The 19,170-nt window shown below is 32.3% G+C and carries 18 protein-coding genes and 1 other RNA gene; 8 read left to right on the forward strand and 11 right to left on the reverse strand.

From position 1 onward, the window contains the following. Positions 1-25 precede the first annotated feature (25 nt). Both ACODSB_RS08620 and ACODSB_RS08625 read right to left on the reverse strand, forming a co-directional pair. Positions 26-523, reverse strand: a complete 498-nt coding sequence (locus ACODSB_RS08620; protein ID WP_053470177.1) for a hypothetical protein — start codon at positions 521-523, stop codon at positions 26-28. Between the two features lie 157 nt (positions 524-680). Continuing rightward, the gene (locus tag ACODSB_RS08625) at positions 681-1,505 is read right to left on the reverse strand and encodes a UDP-2,3-diacylglucosamine diphosphatase (protein ID WP_053470176.1); all 825 of its coding nucleotides are present in this window, start codon (positions 1,503-1,505) and stop codon (positions 681-683) included. Positions 1,506-1,693: 188 nt separating this feature from the next. Here ACODSB_RS08625 and aroC point away from each other — a divergent pair, with 188 nt between their 5' ends. Continuing rightward, the gene (gene aroC, locus ACODSB_RS08630; RefSeq protein ID WP_488936741.1) at positions 1,694-2,752 is read left to right on the forward strand and encodes a chorismate synthase; all 1,059 of its coding nucleotides are present in this window, start codon (positions 1,694-1,696) and stop codon (positions 2,750-2,752) included. A 51-nt stretch (positions 2,753-2,803) separates the two neighbouring features. Beyond that, positions 2,804-4,090: a dicarboxylate/amino acid:cation symporter gene (locus tag ACODSB_RS08635; protein ID WP_488936742.1), complete on the forward strand. Its 1,287-nt coding sequence runs from the start codon at positions 2,804-2,806 to the stop codon at positions 4,088-4,090. A gap of 101 nt (positions 4,091-4,191) precedes the next feature. Here ACODSB_RS08635 and ACODSB_RS08640 read toward each other — a convergent pair whose 3' ends face one another. Both ACODSB_RS08640 and ACODSB_RS08645 read right to left on the reverse strand, forming a co-directional pair. Beyond that, the gene (locus ACODSB_RS08640) at positions 4,192-4,317 is read right to left on the reverse strand and encodes a hypothetical protein (protein ID WP_262890998.1); all 126 of its coding nucleotides are present in this window, start codon (positions 4,315-4,317) and stop codon (positions 4,192-4,194) included. Between the two features lie 88 nt (positions 4,318-4,405). Beyond that, complete coding sequence (locus ACODSB_RS08645; RefSeq protein WP_488936743.1) at positions 4,406-4,537, reverse strand: hypothetical protein; 132 nt, start codon at positions 4,535-4,537, stop codon at positions 4,406-4,408. Between the two features lie 364 nt (positions 4,538-4,901). On the opposite strand from ACODSB_RS08645, the gene ACODSB_RS08650 reads away from it, so the two are divergent. Further along, positions 4,902-7,088, forward strand: a complete 2,187-nt coding sequence (locus ACODSB_RS08650) for a response regulator (protein ID WP_488936744.1) — start codon at positions 4,902-4,904, stop codon at positions 7,086-7,088. Here the strand turns inward: ACODSB_RS08650 and ACODSB_RS08655 are convergent. Both ACODSB_RS08655 and ACODSB_RS08660 read right to left on the reverse strand, forming a co-directional pair. Next, on the reverse strand, positions 7,085-8,332 hold the full coding sequence (locus ACODSB_RS08655) for a DEAD/DEAH box helicase (protein WP_180858655.1): 1,248 nt from the start codon (positions 8,330-8,332) through the stop codon (positions 7,085-7,087). The genes ACODSB_RS08650 and ACODSB_RS08655 overlap by 4 nt on opposite strands. A gap of 124 nt (positions 8,333-8,456) precedes the next feature. Further along, entirely contained in the window at positions 8,457-9,503 is a 1,047-nt protein-coding gene (locus ACODSB_RS08660; protein WP_180858653.1) for a formimidoylglutamase, read from the reverse strand. A 97-nt stretch (positions 9,504-9,600) separates the two neighbouring features. Here ACODSB_RS08660 and ACODSB_RS08665 point away from each other — a divergent pair, with 97 nt between their 5' ends. Beyond that, positions 9,601-10,482: a hypothetical protein gene (locus tag ACODSB_RS08665; protein ID WP_053470170.1), complete on the forward strand. Its 882-nt coding sequence runs from the start codon at positions 9,601-9,603 to the stop codon at positions 10,480-10,482. Positions 10,483-10,646: 164 nt separating this feature from the next. Here ACODSB_RS08665 and hutI read toward each other — a convergent pair whose 3' ends face one another. Then, the gene (hutI, locus tag ACODSB_RS08670) at positions 10,647-11,882 is read right to left on the reverse strand and encodes an imidazolonepropionase (RefSeq protein ID WP_488936745.1); all 1,236 of its coding nucleotides are present in this window, start codon (positions 11,880-11,882) and stop codon (positions 10,647-10,649) included. Positions 11,883-12,017: 135 nt separating this feature from the next. Next, positions 12,018-13,067 (reverse strand): glutaminyl-peptide cyclotransferase, encoded by a 1,050-nt coding sequence (locus ACODSB_RS08675; protein WP_488936746.1) that lies wholly within the window; start codon positions 13,065-13,067, stop codon positions 12,018-12,020. 88 nt (positions 13,068-13,155) lie between these two features. Between ACODSB_RS08675 and ffs the strand changes: the two genes are divergently transcribed. The 4 genes from ffs (at position 13,156) to ACODSB_RS08695 (ending at position 15,646) form a co-directional block, all read left to right on the forward strand. Next, an RNA gene (ffs, locus tag ACODSB_RS08680) (signal recognition particle sRNA small type) lies at positions 13,156-13,253 on the forward strand. A 172-nt stretch (positions 13,254-13,425) separates the two neighbouring features. Beyond that, complete coding sequence (locus ACODSB_RS08685; protein WP_488936747.1) at positions 13,426-14,229, forward strand: SDR family oxidoreductase; 804 nt, start codon at positions 13,426-13,428, stop codon at positions 14,227-14,229. 172 nt (positions 14,230-14,401) lie between these two features. After that, positions 14,402-15,058 carry a fructose-6-phosphate aldolase gene (gene fsa, locus ACODSB_RS08690; protein WP_488936748.1) on the forward strand — a complete coding sequence of 219 codons (657 nt, stop codon included), beginning with the start codon at positions 14,402-14,404 and terminating at the stop codon, positions 15,056-15,058. A 90-nt stretch (positions 15,059-15,148) separates the two neighbouring features. Further along, positions 15,149-15,646: a hypothetical protein gene (locus tag ACODSB_RS08695; protein WP_488936749.1), complete on the forward strand. Its 498-nt coding sequence runs from the start codon at positions 15,149-15,151 to the stop codon at positions 15,644-15,646. Between the two features lie 119 nt (positions 15,647-15,765). On the opposite strand, the gene ACODSB_RS08700 is transcribed toward ACODSB_RS08695, so the two are convergent. The 3 genes from ACODSB_RS08700 to ACODSB_RS08710 form a co-directional block, all read right to left on the reverse strand. Beyond that, positions 15,766-17,202, reverse strand: coding sequence for an MFS transporter (locus tag ACODSB_RS08700; RefSeq protein WP_488936750.1), 1,437 nt, complete (start codon positions 17,200-17,202; stop codon positions 15,766-15,768). A 169-nt stretch (positions 17,203-17,371) separates the two neighbouring features. Then, a complete protein-coding gene (locus ACODSB_RS08705; protein ID WP_053470164.1) occupies positions 17,372-18,073 on the reverse strand; it encodes a LytR/AlgR family response regulator transcription factor in 702 nt (233 codons plus the stop codon). Continuing rightward, positions 18,063-19,115, reverse strand: a complete 1,053-nt coding sequence (locus ACODSB_RS08710) for a sensor histidine kinase (RefSeq protein WP_180858637.1) — start codon at positions 19,113-19,115, stop codon at positions 18,063-18,065. Before ACODSB_RS08710 ends, ACODSB_RS08705 begins: the two co-directional genes overlap by 11 nt. Positions 19,116-19,170: the final 55 nt, after the last annotated feature.

A 19,170-nucleotide genomic window follows, 5' to 3' on the forward strand; every position in this document is an offset into this window, starting at 1 on the left:
TCTTACAATTATTTTTTATTTTTAATTAGAATCTGAATTTGACACCTAAACCAACGTCAAATCCAAAATTGTCATCGTCATAGTATCCAGAACCAATTTCAGGTCTTGCATCTAATGACAGTGTGATAGGCACTTCTTTAAATCTATATTCGATACCAATATCTCCGGCTGCAAAAACATAAGTTCCGCTGTCGTTATATCTGTAATTATTGTTGTAATAATCGTGATCCCAGGCAGCAATTCCTCCACCTACACCAGCGTACCAGTTAAAACCTCCATCGATGTTCCAAACCCATTGGTAAAGAGCAACACCTTTAATAGCGTCTACATCACTGCTGTTTCTCCAGCCTAAATCAAACTCAAGTCTGTTTTTTTGGTTCAATCCCAGCTGATATGATACTTCACCTCCAAATCCGTTATTGTCCCCTAAACGTAATCCTAAAGCGTGTTTTGAAATTTCTTGCGATTGAGCCGTAAATGCTAATCCCAAAAGCATAATGGCAGATAAAATAATCTTTTTCATAAAATGGTTAATTAATTTTTTTCAAATGTATAATCGTTCTCAATTTAAGAACGTATAACATTTTTAGAAATTGTTATATAATTCACATTTTGTAAATTTAAATTACACAAATTAAAATTAATTAACCTTCGTCAGTAGTTGTAAATACAGGTTTGTTTTATTTTTTTAGAATAATATTAGATAACATTTGAGAGGTTAAAATATCTTCCATTTCAAAAAGATTTTCTTCTTCTGTAAAGTTTGTATGAGTGTATGAATATAATTTCCAACGCTTTTTATGATACTCAAGAGCCGTTAGGTTTTCGACCCAGTCGCCGGAATTTAAGTATAAAGTAGAACCGTGTTTGTTTTCTTTAGTAAGGATTTTGGGTTCATGAATATGCCCACAGATTACATAATCGTAATTTTTTTCGATCGCCAGGTCTGTAGCAGTAGTTTCAAAATCCGAAATGAATTTTACAGCTTTTTTTACGCTTGCTTTTATTTTTTTAGAAAAAGAGTAAGGTTCGCGTCCTAATTTTGCCAGACACCAGTTAGCAAAACGATTCATCAAAATTAAATAATCATAACCTAATCCGCCTAGTTTTGCAATCCATTTAGAATGCTGTACAGAAGCATCAAAAACATCTCCGTGAAAAATCCAGGCTTTTTTGTCGTCTAATTCTAAAACTAATTTATCGACCAAAGAAAAATTTCCCATGTTCATGTCGCTGAATTTTCGAAGAATCTCGTCATGATTTCCGGTAATGTAATACACTTTTGTACCTTTAGAAGCCATACCGATAATGCGCTGAATGACTCTTAAATGCGCTTTAGGAAAATAAGATTTTCTAAACTGCCATGCATCAATTATATCACCATTTAAAACTAAAGTTTTAGGTTTAATGCTTGATAAATAGTTGTTTAGTTCTTTAGCGTGACTTCCGTAAGTTCCCAAATGGACATCAGAAATAATGACCAGTTCGACATTTCGTTTTTTCAATTTTTCTTAATTTGAAGTTCCACAAATAAAAGAAAATCCTACTCCATTTATTTTATCAAAAGGTTACTAATTCAAAGGCAATTTTAATAAATTGTGATTTTTAAAGTGTTTAATCTTTAATTAATATTACCAATTTTTAATTTTTTAATTTAATTCATAAAACTTACATTTGCTCAAAACAATTTACAATGGCAGGAAATAGCTACGGCACCCTATATAAAGTTACAACATTTGGAGAATCTCATGGTGAAGCTTTAGGCGGAATTATAGACGGTTGTCCATCAGGAATACAACTTGATTTTGAAGCGATTGAAGTTGAAATGTCTCGCAGAAAACCGGGGCAGTCGGCTATCGTAACACAAAGAAAAGAACCAGATGCGGTTCAGTTTTTATCTGGAATATTTGAAGGAAAAACGACCGGAACTCCAATTGGTTTTATTATCCCAAATACCAATCAAAAATCAGACGATTACTCACATATTAAAGATAATTACAGACCAAGTCATGCTGATTATGTATATGACCAAAAATATGGTTTTCGTGATTACCGCGGCGGCGGAAGAAGTTCTGCGCGTGAAACAGCGAGCAGAGTAGTAGCAGGAGCAATTGCAAAACAAATGCTTCCTCAAATTAAAATTAATGCTTACGTTTCTTCTGTTGGACCAATTCATTTAGATACGCCTTATCAGGAATTAGATTTCTCTAAAATAGAAAACAATCCGGTTCGCTGTCCAGATGAAAAATCGGCAGCGATTATGGAAGAATATATTCGTGATATCCGCAAGCAGGGAGATACTGTTGGAGGTGTAGTTTCATGTGTAATTCAAAACGTTCCGGTTGGTTTAGGCGAGCCTGTTTTTGATAAATTGCATGCTGAATTAGGAAAAGCAATGCTTTCCATCAACGCTGTAAAAGGTTTTGAATACGGAAGTGGTTTTTCTGGTTCTGAAATGAAAGGAAGCGAACACAACGATTTATATAATCCTGACGGAACTACAAAAACAAATCTTTCTGGTGGAATCCAGGGCGGAATAAGCAACGGAATGGATATTTATTTCAGAGTAGCTTTTAAGCCTGTTGCGACTATCATGCAGACTCAGGATTCTCTTGATAATAAAGGAAATATTACACCAATGACCGGAAAAGGACGTCATGATCCGTGTGTGGTGCCTCGTGCAGTACCAATCGTTGAGGCGATGGCTGCGATTGTTTTGGCTGATTTTTATTTAATCAACAAAACATATTAATAAAAGTAAGACAGTGAGGGTCTTATATTTTAATAATTTAAAAGTAAATTAATGCAAATTACAGAAACTAAAAAGAAATCATTTTTTTCGGGATTAACTGGGCAAATTATAATTGCAATGGTGCTTGGGGCAGCTTTGGGAATTATTATCCATAATTCAATTTCACAAGAAGCAGCAGTATCGTTTAGCAATAAAATAAAAATGCTGGCTACGATTTTCATCAGATTAGTGCAAATGATTATTGCGCCTTTAGTTTTTACCACTTTAGTAGTAGGAATTGCAAAGTTAGGTGATATCAAAACTGTTGGAAGAATTGGAGGAAAAGCACTTGGATGGTTTTTTACAGCTTCTTTTATATCCTTATTAATCGGATTATTTTTTGTAAATATTTTAGAACCGGGTGTAGGTTTAAAACTAGACCACGTTGATATGGCTGCAGCCAGCGAGGTTACAGCTAAAACAAAAATATTATCTGTTGAAAATTTTGTTGAGCATATTGTTCCTAAAAGTATTTTTGAGGCAATGGCAACCAATGAAATTTTGCAGATTGTAATATTTTCTATCTTTTTTGGATTAGCAGCTGCTTCTTTAGGAAGTACAGTAAAGCCAATTATAAATGCTTTTGATAAAGCTTCGCATATTGTTTTAAAAATGGTGAATTATGTAATGAACTTTGCTCCAATTGGGGTTTTTGGTGCCATTGCAGGAGTTTTTGCAATTAGAGATGCAGAAGAATTAATTATTACTTATTTTAAATTCTTCGGATCATTTTTAGTAGGTATTGGAACTTTATGGGTGGTTTTGGTTGTAGTAGGTTATATTTTCTTAAAAGGAAGAATGACCGAATTATTAAAACGTATTACAGGGCCATTAGCAATTGCTTTTGGAACTACGAGCAGCGAGGCTGTTTTTCCTAAATTAACAGAAGAATTAGAAGATTTTGGGGTTAAAAATAAAATTGTAGCCTTCATGTTACCGCTTGGATATTCGTTTAACCTTGACGGAAGTATGATGTACATGACTTTTGCCAGTATCTTTATCGCTCAGTTTTATGGCGTTCATTTAGATTTAGGGACACAAATGGCTATGCTTTTGGTTTTAATGTTAACCAGTAAAGGTATTGCGGGCGTACCAAGAGCAAGTTTGGTAATTGTTGCGGCTACTTGCGGAATGTTTAAAATTCCGGTTGAAGGTATTGCTTTGATTTTACCAATTGACCATTTCTGTGATATGTTTAGAAGTGCAACAAATGTACTTGGAAACGCATTGGCAACTTCTGTTGTTGGAAAATGGGAAGATGGTAAGGAACAGAATTTAGATATTACAGAAGAGAATTAATTATATTCTTTCAAACATATAAAAACCGTAACAGATTTTGTTTGTTACGGTTTCTTTATTTATAATAGTTTGTGGTTGAAAAAATCAGCCCATAAATTTATTTAAGCAGCTACTTTTCCTTTTCTGTCAGCTTCATCAGGAGCTGGTGTGTCACCGCCTGAAATAGTTTTTTGTTGTGCTTTAGTCAATTTTTCAGTTTCTGCAAATTTTAAAAAGTTATCTAACATAGTTTTTTAGGTTTAGTTGCTCCAATCTTCTAAAACACTTGGGGCATGTGTTTTTAATTTTTATTATTTGAATAAATCAACTAATAAATTATTTTGCTGCAACTTTACCTTTTCTAGATTCCTCCGACTCTGGAGCTTCTGTATCACCACCAGTGATTGCTTTTTGTTGTGTTTTAGTCAATTTTTCAGTTTCTGCAAATTTTAAAAAGTTTTCTAACATAGTTTTTTAATTTTTAGTTGCTCCAATCTTCTAAAAACACTTGGGGCTTATGTTTTTTAATTTAGTTAAAAATAGTATAATTTTTCATTATTATGATGTTTTTATTAAATGTTTTTCAATAAAAAGAACTTTGAAATGATAATAGATCTTGTTTTGTAGTGTTTTAAAGCTTTGAAAGAGTTTTATCGAGGATAATAAAGTTTAAAAGGTATAAACTTTAAGCTTCCTAAATGTTTAAATGCCTTTTTTTATATTTTATAAGTGTAAAATAGTAAAATGATTATTGAATCTTTAGGTTATTAAGATAATACTTTTATTGTGTATTATGATAATAATGTATATTTGAATAAACATATCCCAAATTATGCTTCATTATAGATTTTGTTTTTTAATTTTTACTTTTTTAAACATACTTTGTCTTGAGTCGCCAGCTCAAAACCATGCTGTATCTCTTACAAAAATTAAAGAACTAACTCAGGAAGCTTGTGATTATTTAGATGAAACTAATTACGAAAAATCCTTAAAAAAATCCGGAATTGCCCTTCAGTATGCATTTGATATAAAAAATGATACGCTGATTTCGAGGAACTACAACATTATCGGAATTAATTTTCACGATTTGGGCGAAATTAATAAAGCTGTATTTTTTTATAAGAAAGCATTATTCTATGCAGAACGATCTAATATTGTTAGTCTAAGAATGATGATAACCAGTAATTTGGGCAACTTGTATTTTTTTGAAAAAAAAATGTACAGCGACGGAATTACGTATTATAAAGAGTCATTAAAATTTGGAAGGCAGCAAAAATATTTGAAAGAAGTTGCCATAACCAATCTTAATATTGTCTGGTCCTATTTTAAGATTGGAAACTATAAAGAAGGACTGCCATATTTGCAATATATCAATGAACATCAAAATGATTTAAAAGGAAAGGCAAATGACATTGCTTTAAATTTCTTAAACGGAATGTATTGGGCCAGCGAAAATCAAAATGATAAAGCCAATACCTATTTTGTAAAAGCAATTTCCTATAGCAAGTCTAAAGATGAGAAACCAGATTTAGCTTATGCACATTTAGAATATTCAAAATTTCTGAGCAAAATAGGAAAACACAAAGAAGCATATAATAATCTCGTTATATATAATAAAATTACAGGCGAACTCTATAGCCAGGAAAAGCTTAAAAAAGCTTCTATAGCCGGTTTAAACTTAGAACTGGATGAATACAAAAGACAGATTGAGAAAATTGAAAATGAAAAAACATCACAATTACAAAGTCTCAAAAAATCACGAATTATTGTAATCCTGTTCATTCTTATTTCATTTATTCTGCTTTTTTTAATTGTAACCTTAATTAAGAATATCGGACTTAAGAAGAAACACAATTTAGAGCTTCTAAAGGCAAAAGAAATGGCAGAAGAAGCCTCTGTACTCAAAACTCAATTTATTTCTACTATAAGCCACGAATTGCGTACTCCGTTGTATGGTGTTGTCGGGATAACCAATATGCTTTTAGAAGAACACAAAGAATTATCCCAAAGCGAACACTTAAGCGCTTTAAAATTTTCTGCCAGATATTTATTGTCTCTTGTAAATGACATTCTGCAAATCAATAAAATTGAAGAGAATAAAGTCGTTCTGGAAAGTTTGACTTTTAATATTTCAGATGAGATAACCGTGATTAAAAATTCACTTTCTTTTTTATCTCAAAAAAACAACAATAAAATTAATGTTGAAATTGATCACGCAATTCCCGAATACTTAATTGGAGATAAACTACGGTTGGCACAAATTTTAATGAACCTCGTGAGTAACGCTTTAAAATTTACTAAAGATGGAGAAGTTGAAATTAGAGTTAAACTGGAAAGAATAGAAGGAAAATTTTATTATTTAGGTTTTCTGATAAAAGATAATGGTGTTGGGATTGCTGCTGTCGATCAAAATAAAATATTCGAAAAATTTGTTCAGGTAGGAAGAAAAGAAGAAGATTACCAGGGAACTGGATTGGGTTTAAGCATCGTAAAACGCTTATTAGGTCTTTTTGGAAGTTCGATTACTTTAGAAAGCGATCTTGGTGCAGGAACTTCATTTTCATTTTCTATTCCTTTTGAACACGATCCTCTTAAAACAAAGAAAATTATTGAAAATATAGAAGTCGATTTAACTTCAAGCGATATCTACAAAATTCTTATTGTCGAAGATAATCTCATTAATCAATTGGTAACCAAGAAAATTATCGAAAAAAATAATTTTATCTGCAAAGTTGTTGATGATGGTTTTGCTGCTCTTTCCATATTAGAAAAAGAAGAATTTGATCTTATTTTGATGGATATCAATATGCCGTTAATGAATGGATTTGAAACCACAAAAAGAATTCGGCAGCTTGGTATAAAAACTCCGGTTGTAGCGCTTACTGCTTTTGATAAAGATGAAATTACAGATGAAGCAGTTTCATCAGGAATGAATGATATTATCGTGAAACCTTTTGAGCCAGTTAAACTGTTTAAGATTTTAAATTATCTCATAAATGAATCAAAAAACGCTGGTTAATACCAGCGTTTTTTATTTTGTTTTGAAGCACTCGATTTTCTCGATTTGTGAGCACCGCCGCTTCGGTTTGAATTTTTAGGTTTTTCGCCGGCTTCAGGACTTCCTGCGTGCCATGGATAAGGATGATCTGTAATGATTTTTACATCTACTTTTATTAATTTCTTAATATCCTTCCAGTAAGGCTCTTCATCTTTACCGCAAAATGAAATCGCAATTCCGCCATTTCCTGCACGTCCCGTACGGCCAATTCTATGCACATATGTTTCCGGAATATTAGGTAAATCAAAGTTGATGACATACGGCAATTGGTCAATATCAATTCCTCTTGCTGCAATATCTGTAGCAACCAGAACACCAACTTCTTTGTTTTTAAAAGCATCCAAAACACGTTGTCTCGCATTTTGTGATTTATCTCCGTGAATCGCTTCTGCTGGAATATCTTTTTTACGAAGTGCTTTTACAACATTATCAGCACCATGTTTTGTTCTTGAAAAAACAAGCACATTTGATAAATTTTCATTTTTAATCAAATGGTATAATAAGTTTCTTTTTTCTGTTTTGTCAACAAAATAAATACGCTGTTCCACATTTTCAGCAGTTGATGAAACCGGAGAAACTTCCACTTTTTCAGGATCCTGCAAAAACATTTCGGCCAATTCACGAATCGCAAGAGGCATAGTTGCAGAGAAAAGTAAAGTTTGTCTGTTTTTAGGCGTCAGTTTTACAATCTTTTTTACATCGTTTATAAAACCCATATCCAGCATTTGATCAGCCTCATCTAAAACTAAAGTGTGTAAATGATTTAAATCAAGAAAACCCTGTTTTTGTAAATCTAATAAACGACCCGGAGTCGCAACTAGAATATCAATACCATTTTTTAAGGTATCAACCTGCGGATTTTGAGAAACTCCGCCAAAAATAGTCAGCTGTGTTAAATTGGTATATTTTGCATAAGTGTCAAAACTCTGTCCAATTTGAACCGCTAATTCACGAGTAGGAGTTACGATAAGGGCACGAATTACTTTGGCTTTTTTTGATGAGCCTACAATTCTATGCAGTTGATGTATAATTGGAATAGCAAATGCGGCAGTTTTTCCCGTACCAGTTTGAGCACAGCCAATTAAATCCCTTCCGGCTAAAACAATCGGAATCGATTTTTCCTGAATTGGAGTGGGGTTTAGGTAGCCTTCTTCAAATACGGCTTTTTGTATACTTTTTGAAAGTGATAAATCTTCGAATAACATATCTTACTAATTAAGAACTTTAGTTTTAAGTACTAAATTCTGTGCAAAGATAGGTTTATTCGGTTAACCGTTGATTTGAATCTGCTATTATTTGGGAAATATGTGGCTGCAGACCACTTGCTCTTCAGTTAATTTTATCTTTTTCGTTATTCGCTTTTATAAAATCAGTTACCAAATAGCCAATTAATTTTCCAATTAAATTATTATTAGGAGAATCGGCAAGATCTGGCGCACCTTCACAAATATGCAAATAAGTCGCATTTCTATGCTGTGCAAAAAACGAAATAAACTGTCTTAGTTCTTCTACCGAAAAACCGCTTATAGTCATAGCGCTGCTGGCGATATTAGGAATTGCGTCTAAATCAATTTCAATTCCAAATGAATCTGTTTTGATAAATTCAAGTGCCAAAGCCATTTCTCTTTCAAAATCTTTTTCTTTACGAATATTTACGCTGTCGTAAGTATTATAGCGAACACGATCTTCGAGTTTTTTAATAATATCTAAAACGCTTTTTGAAGTATAATTTTCGTGAAGTCCAAAAATGAAATACTTTTTAAGAAAACCTTCTTCATAAGCATAAGAAAATCCATTTCCGCTGTGACGGCCTTCTAAAATTCTAAAATCAGAATGGGCATCAAAATTAATCGCATTAATAGGTTTTCCTTTGGCTAAAGCCGAACCTTTAATATTTCCGTAAGCGTTGTTATGACCGCCGCCAATAATAATTGGAGTTTTTCCCGCTTTAATTATAGTAAATATGATATGCGAAACCTCTTTGTCAATTTTTTCTACTAACTGACTTAGTTTAGAACGATCGTCGATATCATTAAAATCTAATTTTTCGACATCACGCATTTCTTCAGAAACATCTAAATGTCCTAAAATAATAATCTGACTTCCTTTAGAAAATCTGTTATGCTGAATATTTGCAATACTTTTAATAGCACTTTCCCAGGCAGATGCCGCACCGGGTCTTCCGTAATTCGCTCTTACACCAATATCTTCAGGAATTCCTAACAACACATACTTCGCCTCCGATTCTTGCAAAAACTTGATTTTATCTGCTCCTTTAGGAAGCACAATCATTTTTTCTCCGAATTTTATTTCACCACTACGATGATTTGTGACTTTTGCCAAATCATTGACAGTAAAAGGAACTAATTTCTCCATGAAAAAAATTTATTTTCCAAAAATAATATAATTGTTACAACTTACGTTATTAAGATATATTAATTCTTAAATTTGTTATTAAAGAAAATTATTCAATATGGAAAACCCAACGAACAACAACAATTCAAGTCTAAAAGCGGTTATAGCGGTTTTAGCAGTCCTACTAATTGGTAGCTTAGTGTATATTTTTAAACTTTCTTCTGATACTGAAGTAGTTAAAACAGAATTGACAACGTCAATGACAGAAAAAGAATCTGTTATGAAAGATTTACAGGAATTAAAAGCAACTTATGATGCTGCAATTGCTGAAAATACGTCAATGTCTGATGAGTTAATTCAGGAAAGAGATAAAGTTGTCGCTTTAATGGCAGATTTAAATAAATCTAAAGGTGACGTTTCTAAATACAGATCTCAAGTTCAGGCAATGCAGGGCAAAATGAAAACTCTTGTTGCTGAAAATGACGAATTGAAAAAACAAAATGGTGTTTTAACAGTTCAAAGAGATAGTACAATTACAGTATTAGGGGAGTCTAAAAAATATAACGAAGTACTTGTAGGTCAAAATGAAGAGCTTGCAAAAACAGTTGAAAGAGGTTCCAAATTATCTATTACGAACACTAAAACTGCAGCTTATAAATTAAGAAGCTCTGGAAAACAAATTGAAACAGACAAAGCAAGCCGTGCTGATGTTTTAAAAATAAGTTTTACAATTGCTGAAAACCAAATTGCAAAATCTGGAGATAAAACATATTATGTTCAGGTTATTGATGCAAAAAACAACGTTTTAGGCGAGAAAAAAACTGAAAGTTTCGGTGACAACTCTTTAACATACAGCTTTAAAACTACTGTAAAGTATGAAAACAAAACTGTAAACGTTACGGAAGATTTACCAGGAAAAGATTTTGCTAAAGGAACTTACTTTATCAATGTTTTTGATAATGATGAATTAGTTTCTAAAACTAGTTTCAGCTTGAGATAAATTCTCATCGTCGTTTAAGTAAAAATACCACTTAAGATATTAAAGGTCTGTGATTTTCTTCACAGACCTTTTTTTATGTCTTAAGTTTTCTTGTGTTTGGTTGAAAGCATGCTTAGCAATGCGTTTCCCGTGGTTGAAACCACGGGCTATATTGAAAAATCTATTTATATAATTTCACCTTCAAGAATAACATCTTCAATCAAATTGCTTCCAAAAGCATAAGGAATTTGGTAGTAAGATGAAATTGGTTTTGTTACAATTAAATTGGCTTTTTTGCCTTTTGTAATGGTTCCATGCGTATCAGAAAGTCCCATTGCATAAGCACCGTTTATTGTAGCGGCATTTATGGCCTCTTCCGGAGTCATTTTCATTTTAATGCATGCTGTTGCCACAACAAAATTCATGTTTCCGGATGGAGTAGAACCAGGGTTAAAATCTGTTGCTAATGCCAAAGGTAAACCGGCTTTTATCATTTCACGAGCCGGCGTATACGGAATGCTTAAAAAATAAGAACAAGACGGTAAAGCAACCGGCATCGTTTCTGTGCCTTTTAAAGCTTCAATATCTTCCGGATTCATTATTTCCAGATGATCGACAGAAAGTGCGCTAAATTTAACACCAGCCTGAATTCCGCCAATAGAATTAAACTGGTTAACGTGAATTTTTGGCTTTAAGCCGAATTCAATTCCGGCCTGCATAATTTTTTCGGTTTCTTCAACAGAGAAATAACCGCTTTCGCAGAAAACATCCACGTAATCTGCCAGTTTATTTTGAGCAATTTCAGGAAGCATTTTAGTTATAATTTCATCAATATAACCTGCTTTGTTTTCTTTATAATGTGTTGGAAAAGCGTGTGCGCCAAGAAAAGTTGCTTTTATGGAAATAGGATGATTTTCTGCCAGTTTTTTAATTACACGAAGCATTTTTAATTCACCTTCAATAGTTAATCCGTAACCGGATTTTATTTCGACAGCTCCAGTTCCTAAGCGCATAACTTCTTCAAGACGAAGTTTGGACTGTTCGTAAATTTCTTCTTCAGAAGTTTCGTTTAATTTTTTAGCCGAATTTAAAATACCGCCGCCGCGATTGGCGATTTCTTCATAAGTGAATCCGTTAATGCGGTCTACAAATTCTTGTTCGCGGTTTCCTGCATATACAATATGAGTATGGCTGTCACACCAAGACGGAAGAACAATGCGACCTTCCGCATTAATAACTTTATCAACTTTGATTTCGGGTAAATTTTCCATCGAACCAAAATCAGCAATTAGATTGTCTTTTATAATTAAGAAAGCATTTTTAATCGTAGGAAGTTCTGCCATCTCAGCTCCCGAAACTTTAGAAACAGAAGTTTCACGGACTTGAAGCAGTTCTTTTATATTTTTAATTAAAATAATCATTATATAGATTTAGTATTTTGAGAATGTTATAAAACACAAATTTCACAAATTATCACGAACTAATCCGTGAAATCTGTGAAATTCGTGTTTTATTATTGGAATTTGGAATTTAAAAATTTGAATTTTGTCTCACTGTTATTCTGAAACTGTGATTTCAAACATTTTCTCCCAGTATTTACCTGTCACAAAAATGGTTTTAGTTTGAGGATTATATGCGATTCCGTTTAAAACTTCTGCTTTTGGAGCTTTAATAAATTTACGTAAATCAGAAAGGTTTAATATTCCTTCAACTGCGCCAGATGCTGGGTTTACCACTGCAATTGCATCTTTCTGCCAAACGTTTACATAAAATTTTCCATCAATTAATTCTAATTCGTTAATAGCTTTAATTTTTGAAGAACCAGAATACACATTGATATAATCAATTAATTTTTGCGTATTTGGATCCATTTTCCAGATTTTTTCAGTTCCGTCAGAGTGATAAATATATTTATCATCATGCGTCATTCCCCAGCCTTCAATATCTTTATCGTAGGTGAATTTTTTTTCAAGTTTTAATGTGTTTGCATCATAAATAAAACCTGTTTTTTCCTGCCAGCTTAATTGAAATAATTTCCCATTGATAAAAGTGATTCCTTCTCCAAAATATTCTTTTGGCAGGTCAACCTGCTTGATTACTTTTCCGGTTTTGTAATCAACAGATCTAAAGTATGAATCTTCTTTTTGACCTGTACTTTCAAATAAAACACCATCATGAAATTCTAAACCTTCAGTAAAAGCTTCTGGATCGTGTGGATAAGTATTTACTATTTTAAATTTTAATGCTTTCGGCTGAACGTCTGAAACAACTTCAATTCTTTTTGTTGCATCAGATGAATCACTACCAAAATAAGCAGTAGCTTTTAAGTACTGATAACCTAATTTTTGATTTTTTAACTCAAATTTAAAATTCTCAGCTCCTTTTGTACTTCCCACTTTTTTGTCGTTAACAAAGTATACAATGCTGTCGATTTCTTTCGAATTTGGGTTTAAAATTCCGATTGAAACCGCTTCTTTTGGCAGAAAATGCGCTGGAAAAGCAGAATCATCGATAGTAAATAAAGAATTTTCACCTTTTTTTGTGCCGTTACATCCAATTAATGTAATTCCTAATAAAATGACAGTTAGGAAGTTATAATTTTTCATAGTTTAAAATTTGAATAAGCCAATATACAACGATATTTTTATAGCAGCAAAGCTCTTGCAAAAATATAAAAAGATTGTATATTTGCACCGGCAAGTCCTACACGACCAGCTCCTGCAGACTCCCCCAGGATGGGAACATAGCAAGGGTACGTGGTTGAGCGGTGCGATGTAGGTCGCTTGCCACTTTTTATTTTTTAGAATTTGTATAAAAGTAGTCTTCCTTCGGGAGGATTTTTTTATTTTTGGACCTTTCGTAATGTTAGAAGTTAAATGTTAGAAGTAAAAAGATTTTTCTGCATCAAACTCATAACTCATAATTTATAACTCATAACTCATAATTTATAACTCATAACTCAAAATGAATAAAGTCGTTTTAATTACAGGAGGATCATCGGGAATAGGTAAATCTATTGGAGAATTTTTACATGCAAAAGGTTTCGTTGTTTACGGAACAAGCAGAAATCCTGAAAAAGTTTTAAATTCAGTTTTTCCATTAGTTGCTTTAGATGTTCGAAATGCTGATTCAATTAAAACAGCTGTTGCGAAAATCATGGAAACTTCCGGAAGATTAGATATTGTAATTAATAATGCCGGAGTTGGAATTACAGGACCTTTGGAAGAAATTCCGATGGAAGAAATCAAAAACAATTTTGAAACAAATTTCTTTGGTCCAATTGAAGTGATGAAAGCTGTTTTGCCACAAATGCGTGAGCAGAAATCAGGTTTGATCATTAATATCACGTCTATTGCCGCTTATATGGGATTGCCTTACAGAAGTGTTTATTCGGCTTCAAAAGGAGCTTTAGAATTAATTACCGAAGCTTTAAGAATGGAAGTAAAGCAGTTTGGAATTGAAATTACCAATGTTGCTCCGGGTGATTTTGCGACAAATATTGCTTCTGGACGTTATCATGCTCCAGTTTTAAAAGGTTCTGCTTACGAAAAAGTATATGGAGATACACTTGCAACAATGAATGAACATGTTGACGCGGGAAGTAATCCAAATGAAATGGCTGAAGCGATTTTTAAAATCATACAAAAAGACAAACCAAAAATTCATTATAAAGTGGGTGTTTTTATGCAAAAGTTTTCAATTGTCCTGAAACGTGCGCTTCCGGATAAAGTATATGAAAAAATGCTAATGAATCATTATAAGCTCTAAAACACAAATATTTTTTTATTTATAACATATAATTTCAAATTGGTTTTGATTTTGAAATCGTTATTGATATTGATTTTGTAATTTTGCAGCTGCATTTGCTTAAGATTCCTGATTTAAAAATTTTAAGCAGACCACGAAAAACAAATCAACACAATTTAAACTTAAATAAATTATGAAATTTTTTATTGACACAGCTAACCTAGATCAAATTAAAGAAGCACAAGCTTTAGGTGTTTTGGATGGTGTAACGACAAATCCGTCATTAATGGCGAAAGAAGGAATTACAGGAAAAAATAACATTTTAAAGCATTATGTTGACATCTGCAATCTTGTAGAAGGTGATGTAAGTGCAGAAGTAAACGCTCTTGATTATGATGGAATGATCAAAGAAGGTGAAGAGTTAGCTGAATTACATGATCAAATCGTTGTAAAACTGCCTATGACTAAAGAAGGAGTTATGGCTGCAAAATATTTTTCTGATAAAGGAATTAAAACTAACGTAACTCTTGTTTTCTCTGTAGGACAAGCTCTTTTAGCAGCTAAAGCCGGAGCTACTTATGTTTCTCCGTTCGTAGGTCGTTTAGATGATGTCTCAACTGACGGATTAAACTTAGTTCAGGAAATTAGAGAAGTTTATGATAATTACGGTTACGAAACTCAAATCTTAGCTGCATCTGTACGTCACACGATGCATATTGTAAATTGTGCTAAAATTGGTGCTGATGTTATGACTGGACCTCTTTCTGCAATTTACGGATTGTTGAAACACCCGTTAACTGATATCGGTTTAGCTCAGTTTGTTGCTGACTTCGAAAAAGGAAACAATTAATCCTTAGATACTTATAAAAATTAAATCGCCTTTTTTCTAACGAGAAAAGGCGATTTTTTTTACTTTTATATGAAACTTAAATTGTTGATTATGAAAGTAATATTGATAATTATATCTTTTTTTGCCACTAGTGTTTCAATAAATGCACAGACAGCTGAAATATTAAAGAGTGTAAATGATGCCGGGGATGTAGCGACATTTGAATTAGATTGTTCTGTAGCATTTCAGCCTTTAGCAAAAGGGCTTCGGTATAATATTACCAGGCATGAATTTAAAGGTCCTGAAATGAAAAATTCGTATCGACTGCTTCTTGTCATGGACGGATTTTATTCTAAAACCTTAAATAAAGAAATGACAATTTCTGCTGTTTTAGGTAACGGAACTGTTATCGAAGCAAAGAAAATTATTGAAGATGATGGTTTTTTTGACGGGGCCTGTACTTTAAAAATTAAAGATCCGCAAGGTCTCGCATCACAGAATATTGAAAAGGTTATTGTTCATGCAGATAAGGATGTTGTTTATCAAATATCAGAAGAAAATAGAGCCATTTTTAAGAAGAACCTGAGTAATGTTATTAATGCGAAGTAGATAGGTGCAAAGGTTCAGAGCTGCAAAGGAACAAAGGTTATTCTTTTGTGAATAAAAAAATCCAAATTCCAATTTTATAATAGGAATTTGGATTTTTTTATATGGGTATTTCTGAAATTTTAGTGACCTCCAGATAATTTTTTGTCGAAATTGATTCCTTGTTTTCTAAGGATTCCGCTTACGCTCCAAGCATAGAATGCAAGGTAAGCGAAACATACGATACCAACAATGTAACTTGCCTGGATACCAATGAATTCAGATACAAAACCTTGTAACCAGCTGATAACTCCACCACCCATAATCATCATGATTAAGAAGCTGCTTCCCTGACTTGTGTTTTTTCCTAATCCGCTTACAGCAAGTGTAAAGATACATGGCCATAGAGTACTACAGAATAAACCAACACTTGTGAAAGCATAAACACTTACAATTCCACTTGTAGCCATTCCGATAGCGATCGCAACAATACCTAAAGAAGAGAAGATTAATAACATTCTTGCAGGGTTTCCTTTACTTGCAATATCAGCAGCAATTAATACTAAAATGATTAATCCGTAAATATAAAATGGAGTTAAGTCGTGCTTCGCAATTGCATTTACCGCTAAGAATACACCAAAAGCTAAATAAGGAGCTACGAAACGTAAAATTTGCTGTAAGCTTGCCTTATCTGTAAAAGCTTCAATTGCACCTGTCCAACGTCCGATCATTAAACTCGCCCAGTATAAAGATATATATGGAGCAACTTCCTGAGTTAAGAATCCTAATTTGCTTTCCATGTATGCTGGTAAATTACTAGCTGTAGAAACTTCTACACCAACATAAAGGAAGATCGCAATCATACCCATTATTAATTGAGGGTATTGTAAAGCTGATTTTTTTGCATTAACACCATCAGCAGCAATTTCTTCTTCGATAAGAGCTGGTTTGTCTGGTAAAGATGAAAATTTAAGTAATATAGCAACTAATAAGAAAGCAAGTCCTAAAATTAAATAAGGAATTTTTACACTTTCGATACTTAAAGTAGATGATCCTGTACTTGATCCGAAGATCGCAAAACTTACGATTAGTGGCCCAATTGTAGTTCCTAAGTTGTTGATTCCACCAGCTAATGTTAAACGCTGAGAACCTGTAGATATTGGTCCTAAAGCAATTGCTAACGGATTAGCAACAGTTTGCTGTAATGAAAATCCTAAAGCTACTATGAATAAACCTGAAAGCATTAAAGGAAATGAACCTGTATTTGCTGCAGGGTAAAATAATAATGTTCCGACTGCAGAAATAAGTAACCCTAATGATAGACCGTTTTTGTAGCCAATTTTGTTAACTAAATCTTCTTTGATTAAAACTGAAATTCCCATGTATATTAAGGATCCTACTGTATAAGCAATATAGAATGCTAACGAAACTAACTGACTTTCTCCTTGAGATAAATTAAAAGCCGTTTTAAATACAGGAATTAAGATATCGTTACTGGCAGCAACAAAACCCCAAAAGAAGAACACGATAACTAGTGGGATAAACTGTCCCCATTTGGTTTGAACATTTTCTGAACTCATAATTGTAATAAGGTTAATTTTTTAATAAAATTGTTTTTTGAAGACCGTAAATATATTTGTTACATGAATCAAAAAAAAATTATTGATCGAAAATAATGTTAAATTTAAACGAACAACCTTATTTATTCAACAATGTGTTAATTTATATAGAGTTAGAAATGTTAAAGTTTTATTCGAGAATCCTGTTTTTTACGTCTTTACTATAATTTCTTCCTATTGGAATGGTATAAGACTGAATTTGAATACGGTTTCCTTCAATAGATTTGACCTTATTTAACGCAATAACATAGGATTTATGGATGCGTAAGAAGCGATCTGCAGGTAATTCTTCAGATAACGAAGTCAAAGATTTATGCGTAATATAGGTTTTATCGGGTGTTACAACCTTTATATATTCTTTCATTCCTTCAATAAAAAGAATTTCTTCAATATTAATTTTCATCATTTTTTTATCAACCTTAATAAAAATATGAGAATCGCCTTTGGCAACATCAATTTTAATATTGTTTTTTAAATTGAATTCGGTTGTAATTTTATTGATGCATTTGATAAATCTGGGAAGCGGAATAGGTTTTACTAAATAATCTAAAACATCAAGATCATAACTTTCTGCAGCAAATTCTCTAAAAGCGGTTGTGATGATAACTTTGGTTTTGTTTTCAATTAAGCTTATAAGCTCAAAACCAGTCATCATGGGCATATTAATGTCTAAAAAAACGGCATCTACAGAAGTGCTGTTTATGAAATCCAGAGCTTCTAAAGAATTATTGAATGTGCCGATAACTTCAAAATCTGTAAAATTGTTAAAATAATTTTGCAGCACTTTGATTGCTAAAGGTTCATCATCAATCAGTACACATTTAATTTTCATTATGGATAGGTATTTGCAAACGAATTATATAGTAATTCAGTTTTATTTTGTCTTTTAAACTGAAATTATTCTTGTAAATTAATTTTAGTCTTTTCTTTGTGTTAACTAAACCAATTCCACCTTTTGACTTAACATTTTGTGAAATTACAAAATTATTTAAGATTTCAAAGTCTAACATTTTATTGTCAATAACTTTACAATTGATTTTAATTTTAAAGTTATTATTATTGACTCCGCCATGTTTGAAAGCATTTTCGACCAATGAAATAAATATTAATGGAGGAACTACAATATCTTCAATGTTTGATTCTAAATTTACGGTAACTTCCACATTATCAAAACGAAGTTTTTCGATTTCAATATAATTTTGAATATAATCGATCTCTTTTATCAACGGTACAAACTTGGTTCCTTTAACATCATACAGCACATATTCCATTAAATTAGAAAGCTTAATAATGACATCCGGAACTTTATCTGAAGATTCTAAAGATAAGGCATAAAGATTATTTAATGTATTAAAAAAGAAATGTGGCTGAATTTGATTTTCTAAATATTTCAGCTTGATTTTAAACTGATTTTCTCTCAGCGATCTGTTTCTTTCTCTTTCGCGAAGCCATGTTAAAGTAAGGTATACTGATGATGCCATTGCCAAAACGTACAATTCACCAATACAAACAGCTACAATATGGTTGATTTCAAAAGGATGGTATTCTCTGTTGGCTTCCGGCCAGATATTTTCGGATATAATATAATAGGTAAGCGCAGTTTTTAATAAATAAATCCCAAAAAGGCTTACAAGAAGTGCCAGTGTATAGGTTATATATTTTTGTTTAAGGACATATTTAGGTACTAAAACAAAAAGATTGAAATATACTAATGGTATATGCAGCGAAAACTCAATTAAGTTCGATTTAAACGAATACGGATAGTCGTTAAAGTAAGCACCCCATCGTAAAAAGTTGAGAGTGAAATAAGAACCCCAAAACCAAATATGATTTTGAAGTTTTATGTCAAATTTTAGTTTTCGAATTTCGTTCAACTTTTTTTAACGTTTTGTTATTATTTGTAAAGCTTTGTAATTACTGTGCAACTTT

Source organism: Flavobacterium sp. FG68 (genome assembly GCF_057808895.1).